Origin of the sequence: Aquibacillus koreensis (assembly GCF_025154055.1) — a bacterium.
Lineage (GTDB): Bacteria > Bacillota > Bacilli > Bacillales > Amphibacillaceae > Aquibacillus_C > Aquibacillus_C koreensis.
Genome location: NZ_JAOALK010000012.1, coordinates 165,044 through 185,400 on the forward strand (window position 1 = coordinate 165,044; position 20,357 = coordinate 185,400).

Annotated in this window: 21 protein-coding genes; 9 read left to right on the plus strand and 12 right to left on the minus strand. The window is 37.4% G+C overall.

The genetic code is table 11. From position 1 onward, the window contains the following. Window positions 1-216: 216 nt before the first annotated feature. The 4 genes from NYQ66_RS03350 to NYQ66_RS03365 all read right to left on the minus strand — a co-directional run bounded on the left by NYQ66_RS03350 (window position 217) and on the right by NYQ66_RS03365 (window position 3,333). Window positions 217-759, minus strand: a complete 543-nt coding sequence (locus tag NYQ66_RS03350; protein ID WP_259866823.1) for a glycerol-3-phosphate responsive antiterminator — start codon at window positions 757-759, stop codon at window positions 217-219. Window positions 760-1,094: 335 nt separating this feature from the next. After that, entirely contained in the window at window positions 1,095-2,057 is a 963-nt protein-coding gene (locus tag NYQ66_RS03355; RefSeq protein ID WP_259866824.1) for a permease prefix domain 1-containing protein, read from the minus strand. Further along, window positions 2,054-2,389 (minus strand): PadR family transcriptional regulator, encoded by a 336-nt coding sequence (locus tag NYQ66_RS03360; protein WP_259866826.1) that lies wholly within the window; start codon window positions 2,387-2,389, stop codon window positions 2,054-2,056. The genes NYQ66_RS03355 and NYQ66_RS03360 overlap by 4 nt, the downstream gene beginning before the upstream one ends. A 194-nt stretch (window positions 2,390-2,583) precedes the next feature. After that, entirely contained in the window at window positions 2,584-3,333 is a 750-nt protein-coding gene (locus NYQ66_RS03365) for a DUF6904 family protein (RefSeq protein ID WP_259866828.1), read from the minus strand. Between the two features lie 348 nt (window positions 3,334-3,681). Between NYQ66_RS03365 and NYQ66_RS03370 the strand changes: the two genes are divergently transcribed. Beyond that, a complete protein-coding gene (locus NYQ66_RS03370; protein WP_259866830.1) occupies window positions 3,682-5,049 on the plus strand; it encodes an MATE family efflux transporter in 1,368 nt (455 codons plus the stop codon). A gap of 604 nt (window positions 5,050-5,653) precedes the next feature. Here the strand turns inward: NYQ66_RS03370 and NYQ66_RS03375 are convergent. The 5 genes from NYQ66_RS03375 to NYQ66_RS03395 form a co-directional block, all read right to left on the minus strand. Next, window positions 5,654-6,061 carry a VOC family protein gene (locus NYQ66_RS03375; RefSeq protein WP_259866832.1) on the minus strand — a complete coding sequence of 136 codons (408 nt, stop codon included), beginning with the start codon at window positions 6,059-6,061 and terminating at the stop codon, window positions 5,654-5,656. A 448-nt stretch (window positions 6,062-6,509) separates the two neighbouring features. Continuing rightward, the gene (locus tag NYQ66_RS03380; protein ID WP_259866834.1) at window positions 6,510-7,106 is read right to left on the minus strand and encodes a hypothetical protein; all 597 of its coding nucleotides are present in this window, start codon (window positions 7,104-7,106) and stop codon (window positions 6,510-6,512) included. Between the two features lie 191 nt (window positions 7,107-7,297). Then, on the minus strand, window positions 7,298-7,630 hold the full coding sequence (locus NYQ66_RS03385; RefSeq protein WP_259866836.1) for a hypothetical protein: 333 nt from the start codon (window positions 7,628-7,630) through the stop codon (window positions 7,298-7,300). A gap of 483 nt (window positions 7,631-8,113) precedes the next feature. Beyond that, window positions 8,114-8,623 carry a hypothetical protein gene (locus NYQ66_RS03390; protein WP_259866838.1) on the minus strand — a complete coding sequence of 170 codons (510 nt, stop codon included), beginning with the start codon at window positions 8,621-8,623 and terminating at the stop codon, window positions 8,114-8,116. Between the two features lie 70 nt (window positions 8,624-8,693). Next, the gene (locus NYQ66_RS03395) at window positions 8,694-9,338 is read right to left on the minus strand and encodes a YIP1 family protein (protein WP_259866840.1); all 645 of its coding nucleotides are present in this window, start codon (window positions 9,336-9,338) and stop codon (window positions 8,694-8,696) included. Window positions 9,339-9,535: 197 nt separating this feature from the next. Between NYQ66_RS03395 and NYQ66_RS03400 the strand changes: the two genes are divergently transcribed. Continuing rightward, window positions 9,536-9,823, plus strand: coding sequence for a hypothetical protein (locus NYQ66_RS03400; protein ID WP_259866842.1), 288 nt, complete (start codon window positions 9,536-9,538; stop codon window positions 9,821-9,823). 48 nt (window positions 9,824-9,871) lie between these two features. On the opposite strand, the gene NYQ66_RS03405 is transcribed toward NYQ66_RS03400, so the two are convergent. Beyond that, window positions 9,872-10,669 (minus strand): LysM peptidoglycan-binding domain-containing protein, encoded by a 798-nt coding sequence (locus NYQ66_RS03405; RefSeq protein ID WP_259866843.1) that lies wholly within the window; start codon window positions 10,667-10,669, stop codon window positions 9,872-9,874. Window positions 10,670-10,804: 135 nt separating this feature from the next. On the opposite strand from NYQ66_RS03405, the gene NYQ66_RS03410 reads away from it, so the two are divergent. The 7 genes from NYQ66_RS03410 to NYQ66_RS03440 all read left to right on the plus strand — a co-directional run bounded on the left by NYQ66_RS03410 (window position 10,805) and on the right by NYQ66_RS03440 (window position 17,476). Beyond that, window positions 10,805-11,161: a DUF1129 domain-containing protein gene (locus tag NYQ66_RS03410; protein ID WP_259866845.1), complete on the plus strand. Its 357-nt coding sequence runs from the start codon at window positions 10,805-10,807 to the stop codon at window positions 11,159-11,161. Between the two features lie 668 nt (window positions 11,162-11,829). Continuing rightward, the gene (locus NYQ66_RS03415; protein WP_259866847.1) at window positions 11,830-12,882 is read left to right on the plus strand and encodes an NAD(P)/FAD-dependent oxidoreductase; all 1,053 of its coding nucleotides are present in this window, start codon (window positions 11,830-11,832) and stop codon (window positions 12,880-12,882) included. 267 nt (window positions 12,883-13,149) lie between these two features. Next, window positions 13,150-14,250: an iron-siderophore ABC transporter substrate-binding protein gene (locus tag NYQ66_RS03420; RefSeq protein WP_259866849.1), complete on the plus strand. Its 1,101-nt coding sequence runs from the start codon at window positions 13,150-13,152 to the stop codon at window positions 14,248-14,250. Further along, a complete protein-coding gene (locus tag NYQ66_RS03425; RefSeq protein WP_259866851.1) occupies window positions 14,243-15,283 on the plus strand; it encodes a FecCD family ABC transporter permease in 1,041 nt (346 codons plus the stop codon). Before NYQ66_RS03420 ends, NYQ66_RS03425 begins: the two co-directional genes overlap by 8 nt. Then, the gene (locus NYQ66_RS03430; protein WP_259866853.1) at window positions 15,280-16,311 is read left to right on the plus strand and encodes a FecCD family ABC transporter permease; all 1,032 of its coding nucleotides are present in this window, start codon (window positions 15,280-15,282) and stop codon (window positions 16,309-16,311) included. Before NYQ66_RS03425 ends, NYQ66_RS03430 begins: the two co-directional genes overlap by 4 nt. Then, window positions 16,311-17,138 carry an ABC transporter ATP-binding protein gene (locus tag NYQ66_RS03435; protein WP_259866855.1) on the plus strand — a complete coding sequence of 276 codons (828 nt, stop codon included), beginning with the start codon at window positions 16,311-16,313 and terminating at the stop codon, window positions 17,136-17,138. Before NYQ66_RS03430 ends, NYQ66_RS03435 begins: the two co-directional genes overlap by 1 nt. Window positions 17,139-17,335: 197 nt before the next feature. After that, entirely contained in the window at window positions 17,336-17,476 is a 141-nt protein-coding gene (locus NYQ66_RS03440) for a hypothetical protein (RefSeq protein WP_259866857.1), read from the plus strand. A 132-nt stretch (window positions 17,477-17,608) separates the two neighbouring features. Here the strand turns inward: NYQ66_RS03440 and NYQ66_RS03445 are convergent, their stop codons facing one another. Together NYQ66_RS03445 and NYQ66_RS03450 are read right to left on the minus strand one after the other, a co-directional pair. After that, window positions 17,609-18,379, minus strand: coding sequence for a GNAT family N-acetyltransferase (locus tag NYQ66_RS03445; RefSeq protein ID WP_259866859.1), 771 nt, complete (start codon window positions 18,377-18,379; stop codon window positions 17,609-17,611). A 352-nt stretch (window positions 18,380-18,731) separates the two neighbouring features. Continuing rightward, window positions 18,732-20,249: a histidine kinase N-terminal 7TM domain-containing diguanylate cyclase gene (locus NYQ66_RS03450; RefSeq protein WP_259866862.1), complete on the minus strand. Its 1,518-nt coding sequence runs from the start codon at window positions 20,247-20,249 to the stop codon at window positions 18,732-18,734. Window positions 20,250-20,357: the final 108 nt, after the last annotated feature.

The following is a 20,357-nucleotide window of genomic DNA, read 5'->3' on the forward strand; positions in this document are numbered from 1 at the left end:
TAGACTACATGAATTTCTTGAAGCACAGAAAAAGACCCCACTAAATAAATCATACTTTCCCCAAAGTAGATTTATAGTGAAGGTCTCCAATCTCCCATCACGTGCTTTAACTTGTTAATTAAAAACATAAACTATTCTGAAAGCGTTGTCAATACTTTTTATGTATTTAAGTTTAATAAGTAGTAGGAGCATGAGCTCAATTTATTCCCTCAAACTTTAGAGTTCCCACAATTCCATTCTAGATGTTGTAACCGCAACAGCGCCTCCATCTAGTGCTTGATTAACATCGTCCTTCGTCTTAATTAACCCACCAGCAATTACTGGTAGATTCGTTGTTTCAGAAACTTCTTGTATAACTGCTGGAATCACGCCAGGTAACACCTCAATATAATCTGGCTTTACCTTATTTATCATTTTGAGATTATGGTTTAACGCATGGCTATCTAAAGCGAACAATCGTTGAATGGCGATAATTTTATTCTTCTTGGCAATCGAAACAACCGCCCCCCTAGTACTAATAATCCCATTCACTTGCACGTTCCGAATTAAATACTCAACACCATATTCATCTGCCTTTAATCCTTGAATTAAATCGGTATGCACTAGCACTTTTTTATTTGCTCGTTTTGCATAAGCCACTAAATCTCCTATTTGTGATAATCTAGTTTCTAGAATTACAATATATTCATGCTCACTTTTTAGCAACTTTTCAAAGTTTTTCATATTTTTAACTGCAGGTAACATTCCCTTAAGCACCATGTCGCCCCCTCTCTGTTACAATTACTATACCAACCTTTGTCTAAAGAACACAATTTATATAAACTAAAAGTAAGACCTATCGAAGTTGCTGGCCATTCGACAAGTCTCACTCTATATTTCTAGACAATTAATTACCTACCTACTTCTACTGTGGTTTTATCTTAAATCTCCCATGATTATCCCTATTTGAATTGTTGTCTTAGAAGTATCCCAACCAATATTATTTACTATGCACATTAGTTAACTTTGTTCATACATTATGCTAGTTTAATAAAAGTCACCACCCGTAATTTGTCGAATCTGACAAATTACGGGTGGTGACAGGCACTAATGCATTACCTTCCGTTCGTTTTCAAGAGTTTATAAGCACCATAAAACATGGCAGAAAGTAAAGCTGTGATCGGAAAGATAAGCCAATTAATCGCCCATGCTTCGTAAATGAAGCCGCTGATTAAAAATATAACAACCGCTAACGGCCAAATGATAGAGGAAGCAGCATCTATCACTCTATTTTCCTCTTTTTCTTTCTTTGAATACTCACCTATCCGCAATAGTTTTCGATATCCATCTCGAACCATTCCAAAATAGACAAAAATATAAACTGCAAGAGCAACCATGCTAAGCAACACAAAAACTCCAATACTGCCTGCATCTGCTCCTAATAATGTTGAAATAACAATCAGAGTTAGAGGCGCCAATAGAATTAACACTACACCTACTATAAGAAACTTCACAAACGTTGGGTGATAGTCCTCATTTTTTTGTTGAAGCATGGAACGGATCTCACGCGGAATTTCTACTCCGTATTCGATATACTTATACTTTTCCATTTCCATACCAGCATAGATAAAGAGCACAACAGCGACAGCGATGAATAAAAATAATGGAACGAGACCAGCAACACCACCAAAACTTTCATCAAATCCAAAAATAAACTGGTTAGTTATAATAAGTAAGGCTGGCGCTAAAATACATAACATGACACCGAGACCAATCATTTTAGCAGACCTTTTGTTCATTCGTAAATAATCATTAACCTCTTCTTCACTCATAAATGGAAGTGATTTCTCATCTCCCACATGCTGTTGTTCAACTTCAAATTCCTCGATCAACTCATCTATATTGCCAAACTCTGAAATGACAATCCCGATCGCTTCATTTTCCTTTTTACCATCACTTAGTAATTCATGATACTTATCTTCCATATTGGCTAGGATCTCTTCTTTGAGCTTTTCCATCTCCTGCGTTTTTGGCAAGTTCCTGAACATGTTATCCAAGTAACTTATTATTGTATTCATTTGAAATTAACCTCCTTAATAAATTGATTAATAACCTCTTTTGTTACTTCCCACTCTTGGCATTTCTCGTAATAATAGTTCACTCCAGATTCCGTTATTCGGTAATACGTACGCCTTTTTCCATGTGATTGCTCTTGATAAAAAGACTCCACATACCCATTTTTTTGTAGGCGGTTAAAGGCGGAATAAAGTGTCGTTTCTTTTATAATGTATTTTTCATCTGACATTTCTTTAATTTTTTTTGATATTTCGTATCCGTATGAAGGATGATCTAACAGTAGATAAAGAATAATCGTATCATTATATCCACGAATAACATCACTACTAATCAATTCATATCCTCCTTCCTAGTCCTGTTCTGCAAAATCTAATTACTGCACCTGTCGTACTTCATCTGTCGTAGTAATTTAACTATAGCATAATTACTACGACAGGTAAAGTAATAATACATAGGAAAGACCCCAAGGGATATCCCATGGGGTCTTGTTCATCCTAACTCCAAGATATGTTACATTACCGAAAGTCCTTACCACTCCACATCTTCCGGGTATTCCTCTTTTAGACTTATATCTTCTGTTGAACAATTATACTTCTTAGCAGCTTCTCTCACTTCACTTTTGACATCTTGATAGTCTTTTCCCTGCTCCGCTAGTCGTTTGATCATCACAGTAATGTTTTTCTGTCTTTTTTCCTTTTCCATGTTTAAAAACTTAACATTTAACAAATCAAGATATTGCGTAGCAAAACCTGCCATATCACTATATTCCCTGTTCATTAAACCCATCACACGTGCATGTGACGTTTCTGCTATGCTGCTTTTTATTGTTTTTGCAATGGCTGCTTGAAACATCCGTACGTTTGCAATAGTAGCATCCCATATGGTGTTCTTATGCTCTAGTCGACGATAGGCTTTGTTGGACTTTTTGGCTGCATAGATATTAATAAAGTCGTTTAGAACCATATTAACAAAGATAACCTCTGGCCAATAGACATGGAAGGACATATACACGTTTTTATCGCTCGTTATCATCGATATGCGCTTCATCTTATCTTGATCCAACCCATTATCAACAAAATTAAAATCGCGATTACCCATAAGCGCATGTCGAATATCATAACAAACACCTAGCACGCGCAATCTGCCCCCTTGGTAGGCAGTGAACTCCCCCTCCTCTCCTACAATCTCATGCAGAGAATCATATAAACTTTCAAAGTCCATAAAATCACCGTACACTTTTACTCCGGCATAGTTAGGTGTATTTTCAGCAAATAACATCGTTTCACCTCGTTAAATTTAATTATGTAAGTTTAGTATTATTTTCCATGTTACTTTGTTCACTATAGGTATGTCCAATTACACCCCACTAGGAAACAGGGGGACGGTTCTTTTGTCCACAAAAGTGTGGACAAAAGAACCGTCCCCCTGTTTCCAAATTTATCCCTCAAAAACTTCTTCTTTTCTTCTAGCTATTGTAGTAATATAAAAGAATCGATTCTTTCGGTACACGAATTAAATCCAACAAGTTTTATCCTGCGTTTAAAAACAAATCTATTGTTTTGGAGAGTGGTCTATGTATCATGAGGTCACTCCTTCTTTATGAACAATCAAGAATAGGAGATTAAGATGAACAATCCAGATATTAAAAAGTTATCCATCATCGCCATTACCTGGCCGATTTTTATTGAGTCTCTTTTGCATATGTCGTTGCGGACAGCCGATACATTCATGTTAAGTCAAGTTTCTGATGAAGCTGTAGCATCGGTAGGGGTAGCCAATCAGTTAATCATGTTTATGTTTTTCCTGTTTCAGTTAATTTCAACTGGAGCATCGGTTGTGATCGCACAATATCTTGGAGCTAAAAAATTCGATGATATCAAATTCCTTACAGGAAACGCTATTTTACTTAATTTGATGTTTGGCATAATCATTGCATCAAGCATCATGATCTTTAGTAGACAGTTATTAGGTTTCTTTTCCCTGGAACCGGAACTATTTGAGCAGGCAAATACGTTCTTGTTAATCGTTGGAGGGGCACTTGTGTTTCAGGCAGTTAGTGTGACGATGGCAACCATTATACAAACACACGGTTACACGAAGGAAACGATGCTGGTAACCTTGGGAATGAACGTTTTAAACATTACAGGTAACTATTTATTTATCTATGGGGCGTTCGGATTTCCACAGTGGGGAGTTCCTGGTGTGGCAATTTCTACAGCAGTCAGTCAATTTTTAGCAATGATCGCTTATGCAATATTGCTAAATAAGCGAGTGAATTTAAAAATTGGATGGACGGAATTTGTCAGCTGGCAAAAAGAGCGGATCATGAAAATATTACGAATCGGCGTTCCGTCATCGATTTCCATGATTTCCTATTCTTTTAGTCAGATTGTTACAACTGGATTTATTACACTTTTAGGTACACAGATGCTAGCAACGAGAATTTATACGTTAAATATTTTATTTTTGGTAATGATCTTAGGAATCTCGTTAGGGCGCGGATCCCAAATTATCATCGGCCACTTAATTGGTGCAGGGGAGATGGATGAGGCATATAAACAAGGGTTGCGTAGCGGACGGTGGAGTATCATCACTGCTTTAGGAGTCACTGTACTTGTTACAGCATTCAGTAAACCATTACTCAATCTATTTACAAACGACCCTGAAATCATTTCCATGGGTATTCTGCTACTCCTTCTTGGTTTCTTACTGGAACCTGGAAGATGTTTAAACCTTGTTTACGGAGGTATTTTGAACGGAGCAGGGGATGCTAGATTCGTTATGATCGAGTCTCTCGCGGTTGTGTGGTTATTTAGTGTCCCGCTCTATTATTTACTCGGAATCCATTTAGGGTATGGATTGATCGGTATTTGGATTGCCTTTATTGCAGATGAGTGGGCCCGGGGATTATTTGTCTATTTCCGTTGGAAGAGCAAGGCTTGGGAGAAAAAGGCAATTGTTAAGCATGATTTACCAGTTGAGGATACGGCTTAATAAAGCAATAGTTGCCTACGGTTTTCAGGCAGCAATAATGAAGTAGAAAATACCTAAATAAACAGTCAGAAACTTCCACTAGCTTCTGACTGTTTTTTATCCTATTAATAATAGGTGAAGTCACCACCCGTAAATTGTCGAACTCGACATTTCTCTGGTGGTGACTGGCATTACGTTTTTTTAATATCTATTAATCTTACACCAAGTGGCTAGACCCTTTCTGCCGACAACTATCCATATAAGGGTCTGGTCCTTTAAATTTTATGCAATACTTTCTTACTTCCATCCATAGTGCTCTAAATACTTATCCGGCATCCTCAACTCCAACTGTTCCTGCAACTCTTGACAAAAGATATTCATAACTGCACGAACATACATAATTATCCTTTTAGCTATTTTTTAACTTGAACAGATTGTTACTAAATACTATTAGGAAGAAAAAAGACCATTAAGCGATGAATTAGTTTATTCATCCATTTAATGGTCCTTCTATTGCTCCTGCATACCACCGATATTGCTAACTAGTGGATCTTTAGCACGTAACAGTAGATTTCGTTAGATCAATTTTAATTGTTTTTATCATTTTTCCTTTTATTAACACTCTCTAAGCATTATTTTGGGGCGATTCCGGGTGCAACTGCATAAATTCAATTCGATTGCCATCCGGATCCCTTACCCAGCATTGATAATTAAGATCTGCACTCTGCTTTGGTTCATCATCTAGGGTTAAACCATGGCTCTTTATATGATTAGCGATTTCATTTATATCCTCTACCTCTAGACATAAGTGTGAATAACCAATAGTAGAAAAGTCAGTAGTTACTTCTTTGCTTCCGCCGTAGAACAGCTCAATAAATTGTCCTTCCCGAACCTTTAAATAAACAATCCAAGGTTCACCGTTCTCTTTATTTAATTCAAACGCTTTTTTAAAGCCAAGAACATTACAATAAAAGCTTAAGGACTTCTCCATATTTTCTACTACAAATGCAAGATGGCCAATGCCTTTAATCATCGTTTATCCTCACTCCTTAGTTGGTTTAATCAATAAATTATTCCAATTTATAGTAAGTTGTAATTTATGCGCTGTCAATTCGTTTGTTTTTAATATTCATTAATTAGTGACTTAAAATGATACTTTTGGATTATGATTTTCTATCTTTTCATAATCAGTGTTTATTTTCCAACGGTGATTTTGTTAAAATTGAAAAAAATGTACTTTCCCGAGTGATTAACACGTTTCATATATATGTACCTTATAGGAGAACAGAAAAGAAAAGGAAAGACTAATCCATAATAATCGATCAGTCCACAATTAATTATCTTACTTCACTAAAGCACCCATTTGTTTAAGTGTAATCATTCACAATATATTGATAAAAAAGTGCCTAGTCACCACCCGTCTATTTTCAAATTTAAAATTTCTCTGATGATGACAGGCACTTACAAATAATCCACCCTCATTATTTTTGTTTAATCTCACTTATTTCACTCTCATGCTTAACAGAACGGATCGATAAAGTTTCAATAACTTTTTGCTGGTCCTTTATGATGTCTTTTACTTCATCTGTTTTGGTATCGATATGTTTCTCGATATTTTCAAAATAAGGTCCAAGCCCAAAAATCAAATTGTCTTTCATTTTGAGAACTTCACTCTTCAATTCTACTTGTCCCATCTCTAGTTGCTTCTGGCCTTGCTCTAAGTTTTTCTGGCTTTGTAATAGCTGTAATTGGCTTTGTTCTAGATGTTTCTGACCTTGCACCAGTTGCTCTTTGCCTTGTTTTAGGTTTTGCTGGCCTTGTTCAAATTGTGTCTGTCTTTGTATTAGTTCCTGCTGACCTTGTTCAAATTGTGTCTGTCTTTGTATTAGTTCCTGCTGACCTTGTTCAAATTGTGTCTGTCTTTGTATCAGCTGATCCTGACCTTGTTCAAATTGTGTCTGTCTTTGTATTAGTTGTTCCTGGCCTTGTTCTACTTTTGTCTGTCTTTGTATCAGTTGTTGCTGACCTTGTTTAAGCTCTCTTAGCTCATCAACTATTAATTTTAATGTTTCTTCCATTAAAATCACTCCGTTTTCATTCGTATTATAATTATATCACGTTAAAATATGTAGATTACATCTAATATTTTCTTTTTAGTTACTCCTGGAATAGCTTTAATGTGGGATTTTTAAGTTAGCTGGAGATTGGGATGCATCTATGTGGCTTTGTTTGAAGTATTATTATGAAGATTTACGCTAAACGTTTAGTGTTAGCCAAAATATAAACTTACGCTTCCTTCTTCTTGTGCAGTTGCCATACAATTTTCAATAAACGCTAAGATTTGTTTTTGATCATAATATAATTCATTACGATCAGTATTAAATGATGCATGATCATCAAACATTTGCCTATAAGTATCTTTTGCCTTTTCCATCTGTTGCAATGAGTAAATCACGTGACTACCAATACCACTTACTCCTCCGTTGTATTCCCATGCTTCAAGTAAGCTATAAAGCATGTTTGCGAAGGGATTATTCTTAGTGAAACGAGCATACGCAATCTCTTCTCCTGCAATATTATATCCGCAAATATCGTGGCTCATGAATGTTCCTCCTTTTAGTTTTTGAAATTCAACATGTTAAGAAAAAGAATATTAGGTAAAAAGAACGGATCACCCCTTTCAGGCAAGCTTGGAAGATATGTAAAAACGGTTCAATGGTTTTGAAGATTTCAAAGAAATAGTTTAAATGAGATAAGTATTCTATGTGAAGCTATTGAAAAGTACTTAGGTGAAGGGTGTGACTAGGAAATAATTAGAGGATTTTCTACAAAATTATTCCATTTAATTAAATGCTTGTCAATATCAATCGTTCGACACTGAACAATGCTTCAAGAAGTACATGTAACCAACAATAAATGTCAAGTTCAATAGGAAGAGTGTTTATATTATAGAATTATGATAAAAGTGAAATCTACAACATGCCCTCTTTAGGGCATATTTTGTAGATTTCAGGCTCTAACGGATAGGTTTATATTTTAGGTGCTGACTAGCAGCTTCCTTATCGACAGGTGTCTGGTCGTGCTCTTAAAATCTTTCCTTTTCCAGATAACTAGTAATCGCATTTATGTTCTTTAGGCTTTTGCCATATTCCAACAAGGTAGTTGGAATAACAGGCTTACTTTCCACCCATACTTTGGTAACTTCATCGCTAACCTTTTGAACGCGGAATGTAATTTTTTCTCCCCATGTTCTTATGTTAACCTTTGTTTTCACATGAATAATACCAGTACCATTCGTATAATCTTGTTGCTCTATTTTTGCTCCATGGATTGCAATTACTGAATTTCTGCACGAAAGAATTGCTTCTTTTAAAGGCAATGGTAACTCCATTTCATTTTTTTGTTTAACACTCGTTCCTAGCTTAGCTCCTAGCTTAGCTCCAAGAATGAGTTGAAGACTTCCCAATATAAGCGTCATAAAAAGCCCATATCCTAACCCTGCCATGACCCCAAGCGTGAGATCCCTAAACAGTAAGCCCATAATTAATCCAAATGGTATCGAAGTAGCAACAAATAGGATTAGCATTTTTTTCATACCTTCATTCTCTCCTCCTCTCCACTTACACACCTAACCGGAAACGCACGATGCTTTTATAAATAGACATCTAGCCTAAAAGTGTAATAGGCAAAACAACGAATACAGCAATGAAGATCATCGAAACAAATGCTATAGCAAATGCTATGATCTGACTCAACAGTGCCATCCAAGCACTAAACTTATGTGCTACAGCTATGCATTTTGTTAGAACCACGATAAACCATATGATCACAATGATTTCAATAAGACGAGTGTAGGAAAACATAATCGATTGAAATGAACTAAATGACGGATTAGTCATGAAGTATTCCCTACCAAATAAAACTATACTAAGCAAAATGAATACCAGAGACCATACAATTGGAACATGCCCCCATGCAACTGCTTTTCTTATATCTTTTCTTTCCCCTTTTCCACCAATACACTTACCAGTTAGTTGAATTAACCACCCCATCAGGTACAGCGATATAATACCCATAATAGGACCTGTAACTAATGCAAGAAGAATAATGCCGATGAGAGAAAAATCATTACCGAGTTCTTGGTTAAAAGCTTGGCCAAAAGCCTGACTAATCCCTCCTAGCATAGCTAACAGGATCACCATACTATTCTCCTTAAACGTTTCCCCATTAAAAATACGTTGCATCGTTTCTGTTGGTTTCGTCCACATTTGTATGAATGGTCTAAATGGCTTATGACTTACAGTTTCCATTAGATATCCCTCCCTATGTGAAAATTCCATTACTATTCCAATTATAACTTTAAAAAGAGGCCTTTACATGGAAATTAAACAAAAGTTTTCTCAATAAAAAATTGCAGTCACTGAACTAATCCTGAAGGAATCAAATAAAGACAGCATCCAAATATTTGGAATTTTATGTTAAAATTGAGGCTGAGGGGGATTGCATCATGAATGAAGAATATAGTTTAAAAGAGATGATCTTTGATGATGAAGTACATAAGAAACAAAAAAAGGGCTTTGGGTATGTATTTGCCATTCTATTGCCTCTATTACAATTCATGTTTAATGAAGCTGTTGTAATGGCATTTTTACAGGTTTCAGCTATCGCCATGGTTACTTTTATTGGAGTAAAATTAGTTACCTATGACATAGCCGAAAAAAGAAAAGTAGCAAAAGGCGACCTGTTTCTGATCGTCTTTTGCATTGGTATGTTAGCTTTGCTGTCTATCCTTTAATCTAATTCCATATCTTACACTTTTAAATTAACGCAGCAAAAAATCAACTTAAAACATCACACGGACTGCTACTAGATCTTGAACACTTCCATCTCTAGGGCTACGCGTGTAAACCCACAGTTCACCTGATTGTGTAGTAGGCTGATTATCAAACATAATCGAAGTAGAAAATGCCCCATACGCAGGGCCACCTGCTGCTGTTTGGATCGGTGATTCCTTTAATACAATCTGACCATTCTGATCGATAATACGGTACAAAATCGCTCCTTCAAATGCACGAGCATACCCTTGCAACGTTTGGCCCACTTGTATGGTTGTACCTGGAAGAGGTTGAAAAACAACAATATTATTAGAAGTTGGAAGCGGAACAATGAGTTGATAGCCAGGATAGATGACATCTGGCGATAAACCCGGTCGATTCTGATTCGCTTCAAGCAAGATTGATGTCGAAACACCAAAACGCTGAGCTATTCTATATAATGTATCCCCTTGTTCAACTAGATAGATTAGTGCAGGAACTTGAAGCATTTGATTTGGATAGATAAGAGTTGGGTTCGTTATTTGCTTATTTATTCCTTGAAGTAAATCCACACTTGTGGCATATCGCCGGGAAATTTGATAGAGTGCTTCTCCAGCACTAACAATATGATTTACTTGTCTGTTACCTGGTGTAGAAATAACTAACACTTGACCAGGAAAAATTTGATAAGGGTCTATCACAGGAGGATAAATAGCATTGGCTTCTACTAGCAGTGGAACGGTTCCTCCTATGCTTGATGCGATGGAATACAATGTATCTCCTTGTTTGACAGTGTAAACAAACGAGCTACCATTTACGATAGGCATCCATGTCACTCCTTTATGCTTTTATATTAAGTTATTCGTCCACTTGCGATGTAATGAATAGTCCTAATTAATTTTAAGTTTTGGAGAAAATCGACAACAACGTATATATATTTGAATAAAAAAGGGAGAGAATTTATGTTAAGCGAAAAAAGTGTTTCTATGTTTATTGGAGTTATCACCACGATTTTTGTTAGTTTTGCTTTAATTAGTCAAAATGACGGTTTATTACTAACACCGCTCATTCAACTTATTCTAGGCTATGTGACAGCGCATGTGTTGATATCGGGTATCTCTGCTTTTCTAAAAAAAAGAAAAGGAATAGGCTTATTCTTTACTTTCATCACTTTATTTCTGCTTAGTGTTATTATTCTAAACAATACGATGACGATCAGCGGGTTTATTCCAGTTATAACCTTATATATATTATTCGGAGTTCCAATTGGTATTATTGCGATGATTGCCCACCGAATCAATACTAGAAATGAAATGTAGACTGATGGTGAAACATTGAAGCAAAAAGATTCGTCTACTTGTTAACTCGTACTTCGATAAGAGGAATTCGAAATAGAATAGTAGGGATAGAAGACTTAAATCAGTGAGAAACTATCTATTTTAATACATGCATTAACTCAGTTATTGGCATAAGAGGAGGAGGATTTTCTACTGTGAAAAAGATACTTGGAATTTTAGTTGTACTTTTTTAGGTAACGTTTTTTTTCTACTTTTTTAATATGTTTATGCCTAAAGGTATCTTATATATAATCATAGCTATTCCAATTGTTTTCATTTCTACATTATTATAAAAAAAAGCAGAAGTTAGCCTACAAATGGCACTTCTGCTTTTTTTAGAAGATAAACTGTGGCACCCTCCCGCTTAACATATTTCCACACCTCCTAACAAAATACGCCTGTCATCACTAGTAAAAGTTGTAATTTCATATGCCTCTCTTTTTAAAAAAGACATGATGATTCTGACAGCCTATCTACATTAGTTCTTTACTAAATAGCATGTTGTTCCCCTTTCTAATCTATGATACTATACAGATGATATTGAAAATCATTATCATTTAGTGGTACAACAAACCATATACATAACAGTAGTAAAAAAATGCTCTTGTTACCACAAGGGAAAATATTAAATAGGTAAAGGAGAATAAAAAATGGAGACACCAGATTTATATGACGTAACCATTATAGGAAGCGGTCCCGCTGGATTATATTCTGCTTTTTATAGTGGGCTAAGATCGATGAAAACTAAAATTATTGAGTTTCAGCCAAAATTAGGTGGAAAAGTACATGTCTATCCTCAAAAAATGATTTGGGATGTCGGCGGATTAACTCCTGTAACAGGTGAAAAACTTATTGAGCAATTAGTTACGCAGGGATTAACCTTTGATCCAACCGTGACTTTAAATGAAAAAGTAGTAAAAATTGAGCAAAATGAGGATAAAATCTTTGTACTTTATGGTGAATCTGGACAGAAGCACTATTCCAAAACCGTTATAGTCGCCATCGGTGCTGGAATCTTGAAACCCTTGAAGCTTAATGTTGAAGGCGTCGAACGTTATGAGGAATCCCATTTACATTACACTGTCAAATCCTTGAAACAATTTGAAAACAAGAAAGTTATTATTTCAGGTGGGGGAAATTCTGCCGTTGATTGGGCTATTGAACTATTACCATACGCCAAACAAGTGTATGTCACCTATAGAAAAGAATCCTTAAAAGGGCATGAAGCCCAGGTGGAACTGTTGACGAATAGTTCGGCTCAGTGCTTCTACAATACTTCTATCACCAAAATAAATGGTGCATCTGACCAGGAATCCATCGAAAGTGTAGAATTAACGAATCACCTTACAGGCGAAGTGACAAACCTGCCCATCGATGATGTCATCATTAACCACGGGTATGAACGTGATGCCGAATTATTAAACCAGTGCAACCTAGGCATTAAGCAGGTACAAGATTATTACATAGAAGGCACAACGAAAAGTCAATCGTCTGTGGATGGCTTATATGCAGCTGGTGATATTCTTATGTACGATGGCAAAGTTGGTCTCATCGCAGGAGCATTTCAAGATGCCATTAATGCAGTAAATAAAGCAAAGCAATATGTGGAACCAGAGGCCAGCAATTATGCGATGGTGTCCTCTCATAACGAACTTTTCAAGGAAAAAAACGAAGCATTACTGAAGCAACAACTAATGAAATGACCGCATATCCCCTATAGATATATATGGATAGAATCGTCCTACCGGTGTTCGTACTTTATAAATCTATTAAGATAGCATTGACAATTAGGCAAAGAGAAATTATCATTGATAATGATAATCGTTTTCAATTAAAAGAGCTCTAATTGAAAACTTCAACCTTTCTATTGTTGTACATGGTGATTCAATGTACTTATGGGCATCCATGGGAGGTTGAAACAAGTTAACTTAGCAATTATTAAAAACTACATAAAAAGGATGGATATACAAATGAATGTAAAGCACAAAATGTCACGCTCATTTTTATTTATTTTGGCTGTAAGTCTACTATTCTTATTTGGTTGTGCAGCTGATGAAGCAAGTTCAGCAAATACAGAAGATAACGGAGAAAATACAAGTAATACTGAAAATAATGAATCAGATACTACTTCTTCTGATGAAGAAGTAGCAGCTACGGAATATCCGATCGTGATCGAGCATGCTTTTGGTGAAACAACAATAGAAAGCAAACCTGAACGCGTTGCCACGATCCAATGGGCAAATCATGATGTCGCCCTTGCTCTCGGTGTTGTACCTGTTGGATTCTCTGCGGCAAATTACGGTGTCCAGGATGATAGTGGATTGTTGCCTTGGACGAAGGAAAAGCTTGAGGAACTGGGTGCAGACAACCCTAATATTTATCAAGATACGGACGGGCTTGACTTTGAGGCAATTTCCGATTCAACCCCAGATGTTATTCTTGCAGGATACTCTGGTATCACACAAGAAGACTACGATATTCTAAGTGAAATCGCTCCAGTTGTTCCTTATACTGCTGGTCCTTGGGTAACAACATGGCGCGAACAAGTAATGTTAAATGCTACAGGAATGGGTATGAAAGAGGAAGGCGAACAACTTATTCAGGATACAGAGAACCTTATTAAAGAAAAAGCAAGCGAATACCCTGAGATGGACGGGTTAAAAGTTGCTTTTGCGAATTTCTCTGCTGAGGATCTATCTAAAATATCTATTTATACACCTGCTGACCCACGTGGTGCGTTCCTGATTGAACTAGGAATGGAATACCCTGAAAGTCTATTGAATGCGATTGAGGATCCGAATAGTTTCCACACATCATTAAGTGCTGAAAATGCTGATGTGCTTAATGATGCTGATATACTAATTGGGTATGGTGATGAAAGCTTATATGAAGCAGTTAAAGAAGATTCACTGCTTGGCAAGATTCCAGCAATCGAAAGAGGTTCTGTCGTATTTATTGGTAACAATACACCTTTAGCGGCATCTGGAAATCCAAATCCACTTTCGATCGCTTATACGATTGATCAGTATCTAGAATTAATCGGGGACGCGATCGACAAGGTCGATGAATAGTTCGATAGATTCTAAGAACAACTTGCTGAAGCCACATATACCGAGACATTTTATAGCGGTACTAGTCGCATGTTTAGTCATGTTGGTCCTATGCATTATTGCTTCCCTAGTCTTTGGCTCTAGAGCAATAAGCTTTAATGAATTAATAGCCGGTTTATTTCATCAAAATGTCGATTCCTACGGCGCAAACGTAGTTCGTCAACGGGTTGCTCGAACTGTTTTCAGTTTGTTTTGTGGTGCTGCGCTTGGCATTTCAGGAGCACTTATGCAAGCAGTTACGCGCAATCCAATTGCTGACCCAAGCATACTTGGTGTTAACACAGGAGCATCTTTGTTTGTTGTTGGTGGAATTGCATTCTTGAACATAAGCACAGCCACTCAATATATCTGGCTTGCTTTAGCCGGGGCAATGATTACCGCTGTTTTCGTTTTCGGAATTGGTTCTATGGGGCGTGGCGGTGCTACGCCCCTTAAGCTTGTATTGGCAGGAGCAGCGACAAGCGCTGCCCTGTCATCGCTAGTGATCGCAATCATGATTCCCCGATCTTATGTGATGGATCAATTCAGGTTTTGGCAAGTTGGAAGTGTTGGTGCGGCAAACTGGAGCTCTATTACTACGTTTATTCCGTTTTTGATCGTAGGAATCTTGTTAGGCATTCTTTCTATTGCTGCACTCAATGCACTAGCCCTTGGGGACGAGGTTGCGAAAGGATTGGGTGTGCGAACCGGAGTATTGAGGCTTACTGCGGCTTTAGCAGCAGTTCTGTTGTGCGGTGCCACAACGGCACTTGCAGGACCAATTGGTTTTGTAGGGTTGTTAGCTACACATGTCATACGACTTATTCTTGGACCTGACATGCGATATGTTGTGCCAATGTCCGCGTTTGCAGGAGCAATTATTTTAACTATATCAGATGTATGCGGCAGAGTTCTAGGTAGCCCTGGAGAGCTTGAGGTTGGCGTTGTTACAGCATTCATAGGAGCTCCAATCCTAATCATTATTGCTAGGAAAGCGAAAGTGCGTGGCTTATGATGAATAAATCTATTGAAATTATTATAGCAGGCAGACGTCAAAGACGTCGCCGATGGATCGTTGTTACGACCTCGCTTGCAGCACTTTTATTTGTACTTTGCTGCGCGATGCTCTTACTGGGAAATACGATATATCCTGTAAAAGATGTGATGTTAGCACTACTAGGATATGAGCTGAAAGGTGTATCTTTTGCAGTCAACTCGATACGCTTACCAAGAATGTTAGCAGGCTTTTTTGCAGGTATTGCTTTCGGTATTGGTGGGAACACCTTCCAAACCATGTTGCGCAACCCACTAGCCAATCCGAATGTCATTGGGATTACTACTGGCTCAAGTGCAGCGGCTGTTTTTTGCATTGTCATTCTACATACGAGTGAGTCGATTGTATCGATTGCATCAATCATTGCTGGTCTTGCAACAGTCCTATTCATTTACCTGTTTTCTAAGGGTAAGTCATTTTCCATCGGGAGAATAATCTTAGTTGGCATTGGCATTCAGGCGATGCTCAACGCTGCGATATCTTATATTCTGCTAGTTGGGGCACAACAGGATATCCCTTCCGCACTAAGATGGCTTACTGGTAGTCTTAATGGCGCCCAAATGCATGAGCTCCCACCGTTAGTTATTTTCGTAGTGATCTTTGCACCTATAATTATCTTGTTGGGCAAGCATCTTAGTATCTTGGAGCTTGGTGAACAATCTGCTACTTCACTAGGATTAAATACGGATAAAACTAGAATCATTCTCATTATTAGTGCTGTCTTCATCCTTGCATTGGCGACAGCTACGACAGGGCCCATTGCTTTTGTAGCTTTCCTTGCTGGCCCAATTGCGAAAAGACTTGTCGGTGTTGGGTTCTCGAATGTAATTCCAGCGGGGTTAGTTGGCGCAAACTTAGTTTTAGCATCAGACCTAATCGGACAATTTGCCTTTGACGTTAGATATCCAGTGGGAATCATAACCGGTATAATAGGAGCACCGTACCTGATCTACCTGTTAATCCGAATGAATCAAAAGGGAGAATTATAATGAAACCGAAACATATTTTTCAAGCGGAGGGAATTGTCGCTGGCTATGATGATAAAGCGGTTATTAATAAGATAAGCCTTGAAATCCCTAGTAATAAAATAAACGTTATTATCGGGGCAAATGCCTGCGGAAAGTCTACGCTTCTTAAAACGCTGGCAAGACTTATTAAACCAACATCCGGAAAAATAACCTTTGACGGGAAGTCGATTAGTAAAATTCCCCCTAAACAATTCGCACGGTTTGTAGGACTTCTTCCGCAATCACCGATAGTCCCGGAAGGAATAACGGTCGCTGATTTAGTTGGACGAGGAAGGTTTCCACATCAATCTCTGTTTAGTGGGTGGACTAAAGAAGACTATGAGGCAGTAGCGGAAGCAATGGAAATTATGAATATTACGGAGCTTGCCAACCATCACATTGACGAACTCTCGGGTGGTCAAAGACAACGAGTCTGGATTGCAATGGCTTTGGCGCAACAAACAGATATTTTATTTTTGGATGAACCGACCACCTTTTTAGATATCACCTATCAGGTCGAAATTCTAGACCTACTTACTGATCTTAATCAAAAACGCGGAACAACTATTGTCATGGTACTTCATGATATTAATTTGTCCGCACGTTACGCTGATAATATTTTTGCACTTTGTGAAGGTAAGCTCGTCGCAGAGGGCGAACCATCAGAAGTGATAACGAGTAGCTTAATCAAAGAAATTTTCGGACTTGATTGCACCGTGATAGAAGATCCCATTTCTGGCTCTCCTTCTGTAGTACCAATAGGAAGGCATCATGTGACAAATGGAATGCACTCTCTCGGTAATGGTTAATGGAAACATGGGGACGGTTCTTGCGTTTACGAAAACGTAAACGCAAGAACCGTCCCCATGTTTATCTTACGGCAAAATCTCAGGTGATAACTGCTCTAGCGTTCATCTTCTGAAAATCCACTGATTATTCAATTAAGTTGTCCATGTCGGGCAAGACTGGCTTGAATATGATGTAGAAAACGTAAGGAGGAGTTCATTTGAGTAAAAATAAACACTCGGATATGACCGTCAGTCTAGCAAAGAAGCTGTTAAAAGATGATAATGTCTATTTGACAGAAGAAGGAAAACGCCGCTTGCAGGATATAGTAAGGAAGAAATCATATATTGTTCAAAAGTAGTTGAGAAAAAAGTGCCTATCACCACCAAGAGATCAAAGGTCCTAAAGATAGTTCCATCTGGAATAAAAATGGCGCTCTTTTCTAGTTGAACAAAATCGACAGGTGCAGGCACCTGTCGATTACTCTGCTACCTCACTCCAACACCTTAAGCGCCTCATACTGAAACCCAACATACTGGTAGTTTTGTTTACGGTACATGTTCCTCGGAGTATCCTCTCCATCTGCAACCAATATGACAGTTCGATCAGAGAACAGATCCATTACCTTTCGTTGCAGCGCACTGCCAATTCCCTTTTTCTGAAAAACCTCATCTACTTCTAGATTGTCTATTTCTACGAATGCTTTGGAAATAATAACATGCGCGTATCCTGCAGCCTTCCCATCATACGTTGCAAACAGCTTCAAGTGTCTTTCTTTTTGACTGTCATCCAAACACTGCTCGCGGATCAAGCTCCTCTTATATTGAGCAAACTTCTCTCCAAATGCTAAGGTGTGCTTGTAGATTAAATCGAGAAATGGCTCGAGATTCTTCTCTGAAACTTCCCTTACTTTTATCGCATCATTCATTGGCACCTCTGGAAATTTTGATGGATCGACCTTATACAACTCCATAAAGCCTGTATCATATCCAGAAGTAGATAAGTAATTATCTAGCTCATCCGTTATTTTTATACCTTCAGGAAAATAAAACTTAACATGGTTTTGGCCAAGTCTCATATGATAGCCTCTCAAGTACTCTTCTGCTTCTTTAAATTCTGCCAAAGTAGGCATCTGTTTAAACGCTATATAATTTGCGTCATACATATTCGGTATTTTTAAGAACTGATTTTGTTTATATCGTTCATTTTCTTCCACAATCGCTCCGTTTTTATGAATGTTTTCAAACGTAATTTCTTGATTCATTTGCTACTCCCCCACTATGCAAAAATAGATAAATCTACAGCATATATTCATTATACCTTGTTTAGTAGAGATTATCGCGAAAACTAAGCTGATATGCAGGTGCCATATGTTAGGCAAATGAAAAAGGTGTCAAATGCCACAAAAGACAATTGTCCATCTGTGGTATCTGACACCTTCTTCGTTAAAGTAAAGCGTTGTTCATCACCATAAACGACGCTTCATCTCCAACTTTATGCTTTAGTAGTATTTCCCTTATTAAGCACGACTAAACATGATTAATTATAATAACTTCCTATAGCTATGCGCTTTACTAAGCAGTTACTTATTTGTGGCCACATGAGGGGTCAGACCCCTAGTAAGTAAGTACTTTATCGCGTCCTGCATTCTTTGCTTTGTACATCGCTTGATCAGCCTGTTGATACGCTTTTTTAAAAGGCGTATTTGGTCTTACTGTACAAATACCAATACTCACGGTTATTTCTTCCTTTATGTCCGAATCCATGTGAAAAACTTCTTCTTTTAATGCAGCTTGAAAGGCCTCTGCTAGCTCAATGGATTGATCTGCAGTTATTTTCATAAGGACAGCAAACTCTTCTCCACCTATACGTGTGACTAGATGATCACTGAAATGTCTTTGCATCAAGCGTGCAACATGGATTAAAACTTCATCACCAACCACGTGTCCATACTGATCATTAAACATTTTGAAATGGTCGATATCTATTAACATAAAACACCTTTCTTGCTCGGCAATATCTCGATCGTAAGCTTCCATAAATGCCCTTCTATTTGTTATTTTTGTTAATGGATCTCTCTCCGCTAGTTCTCTCAATTGATGTTCAATTTCCTTTTTATCGGTTATGTCCTTCCAAACAACTAACCTTAAGTAATTCGATTTTTTTCCAAGTATGGATGACGTTACATCATAGTAAGACCCATCTCGCTCATATTGGAATGTCGCATCCGTACACCGATCAAGTGCATCAATCAGTGGCGTAACATCCTGAAACACAGCTATTGCTGATTGATGAAGGACTTGTTTTCGATAATCATCAAAGCCAAATATATTTTTAATGATTTCAAAACCTGCTGGATTACATTCCAGTATTTTTCCTTCTCGATCAATTAATAGAATACCTTCTGAGAGATTCTCTAATATTTCTTGTCGTGATATTGGCCAAACTTTATTAATATCCATTCGCTTATTTACTATAATTAATAACAGTGCCATCGAACTATAGGATAAAGCAAACACACCTGGAATTTGAAAAGATAATAGCGAGGTTATAATAATCATTGTTATTGGTAGAGTAAGTACCAAAGCCGACAAGAAATGAATCATTCGATAATGCTTAGGTACATCAAACATATTTCGAATCAATAAGAAGATCGTGACTAACGATATGACAAATGGGTACACACCAAAAAAGGAATTAAGAGCTGTTGTGTTCGTTGAGACTTCCGTATAATTCAAAATTGTAGTTATTGTTACACTCTCCCGCATTAACCCATGAAAGGAATCTGTAAAAACAAGACAGATATCAATAATGGAAGGAATAGATAAAATGCTCACTAAACGAATTGTTTTCCTTGGAGTTTCCTGATATAACTCTATTGCATACCCCAGTAAAAATATGGGGGTAAAGACTAAAGAGATTTGTTGTACATTCCGTAAACCTATCATGAGACTTGGCAGACTAATAACTAATTCTATGACCGTTAAAAGGATAAAGACACCTGATAAGCCCGCAGCACATGCAAGTAATGTTCGAGATAATTTTCTTGGCGAACGAAGCAGTGCAATCGATAAATATAGTACAAATAGACCAAGCATCGTTAACAAAAATATGTATGGATCGACCCAATTCATCATTTACCTCCAATAAAATCTGATTTATCAGTATTTTACCATACATCTGGTACAAAAGTAGTTCACGGGCACCATGCCCCACTTCCTACTAAGGGGTCTGACCCCTTA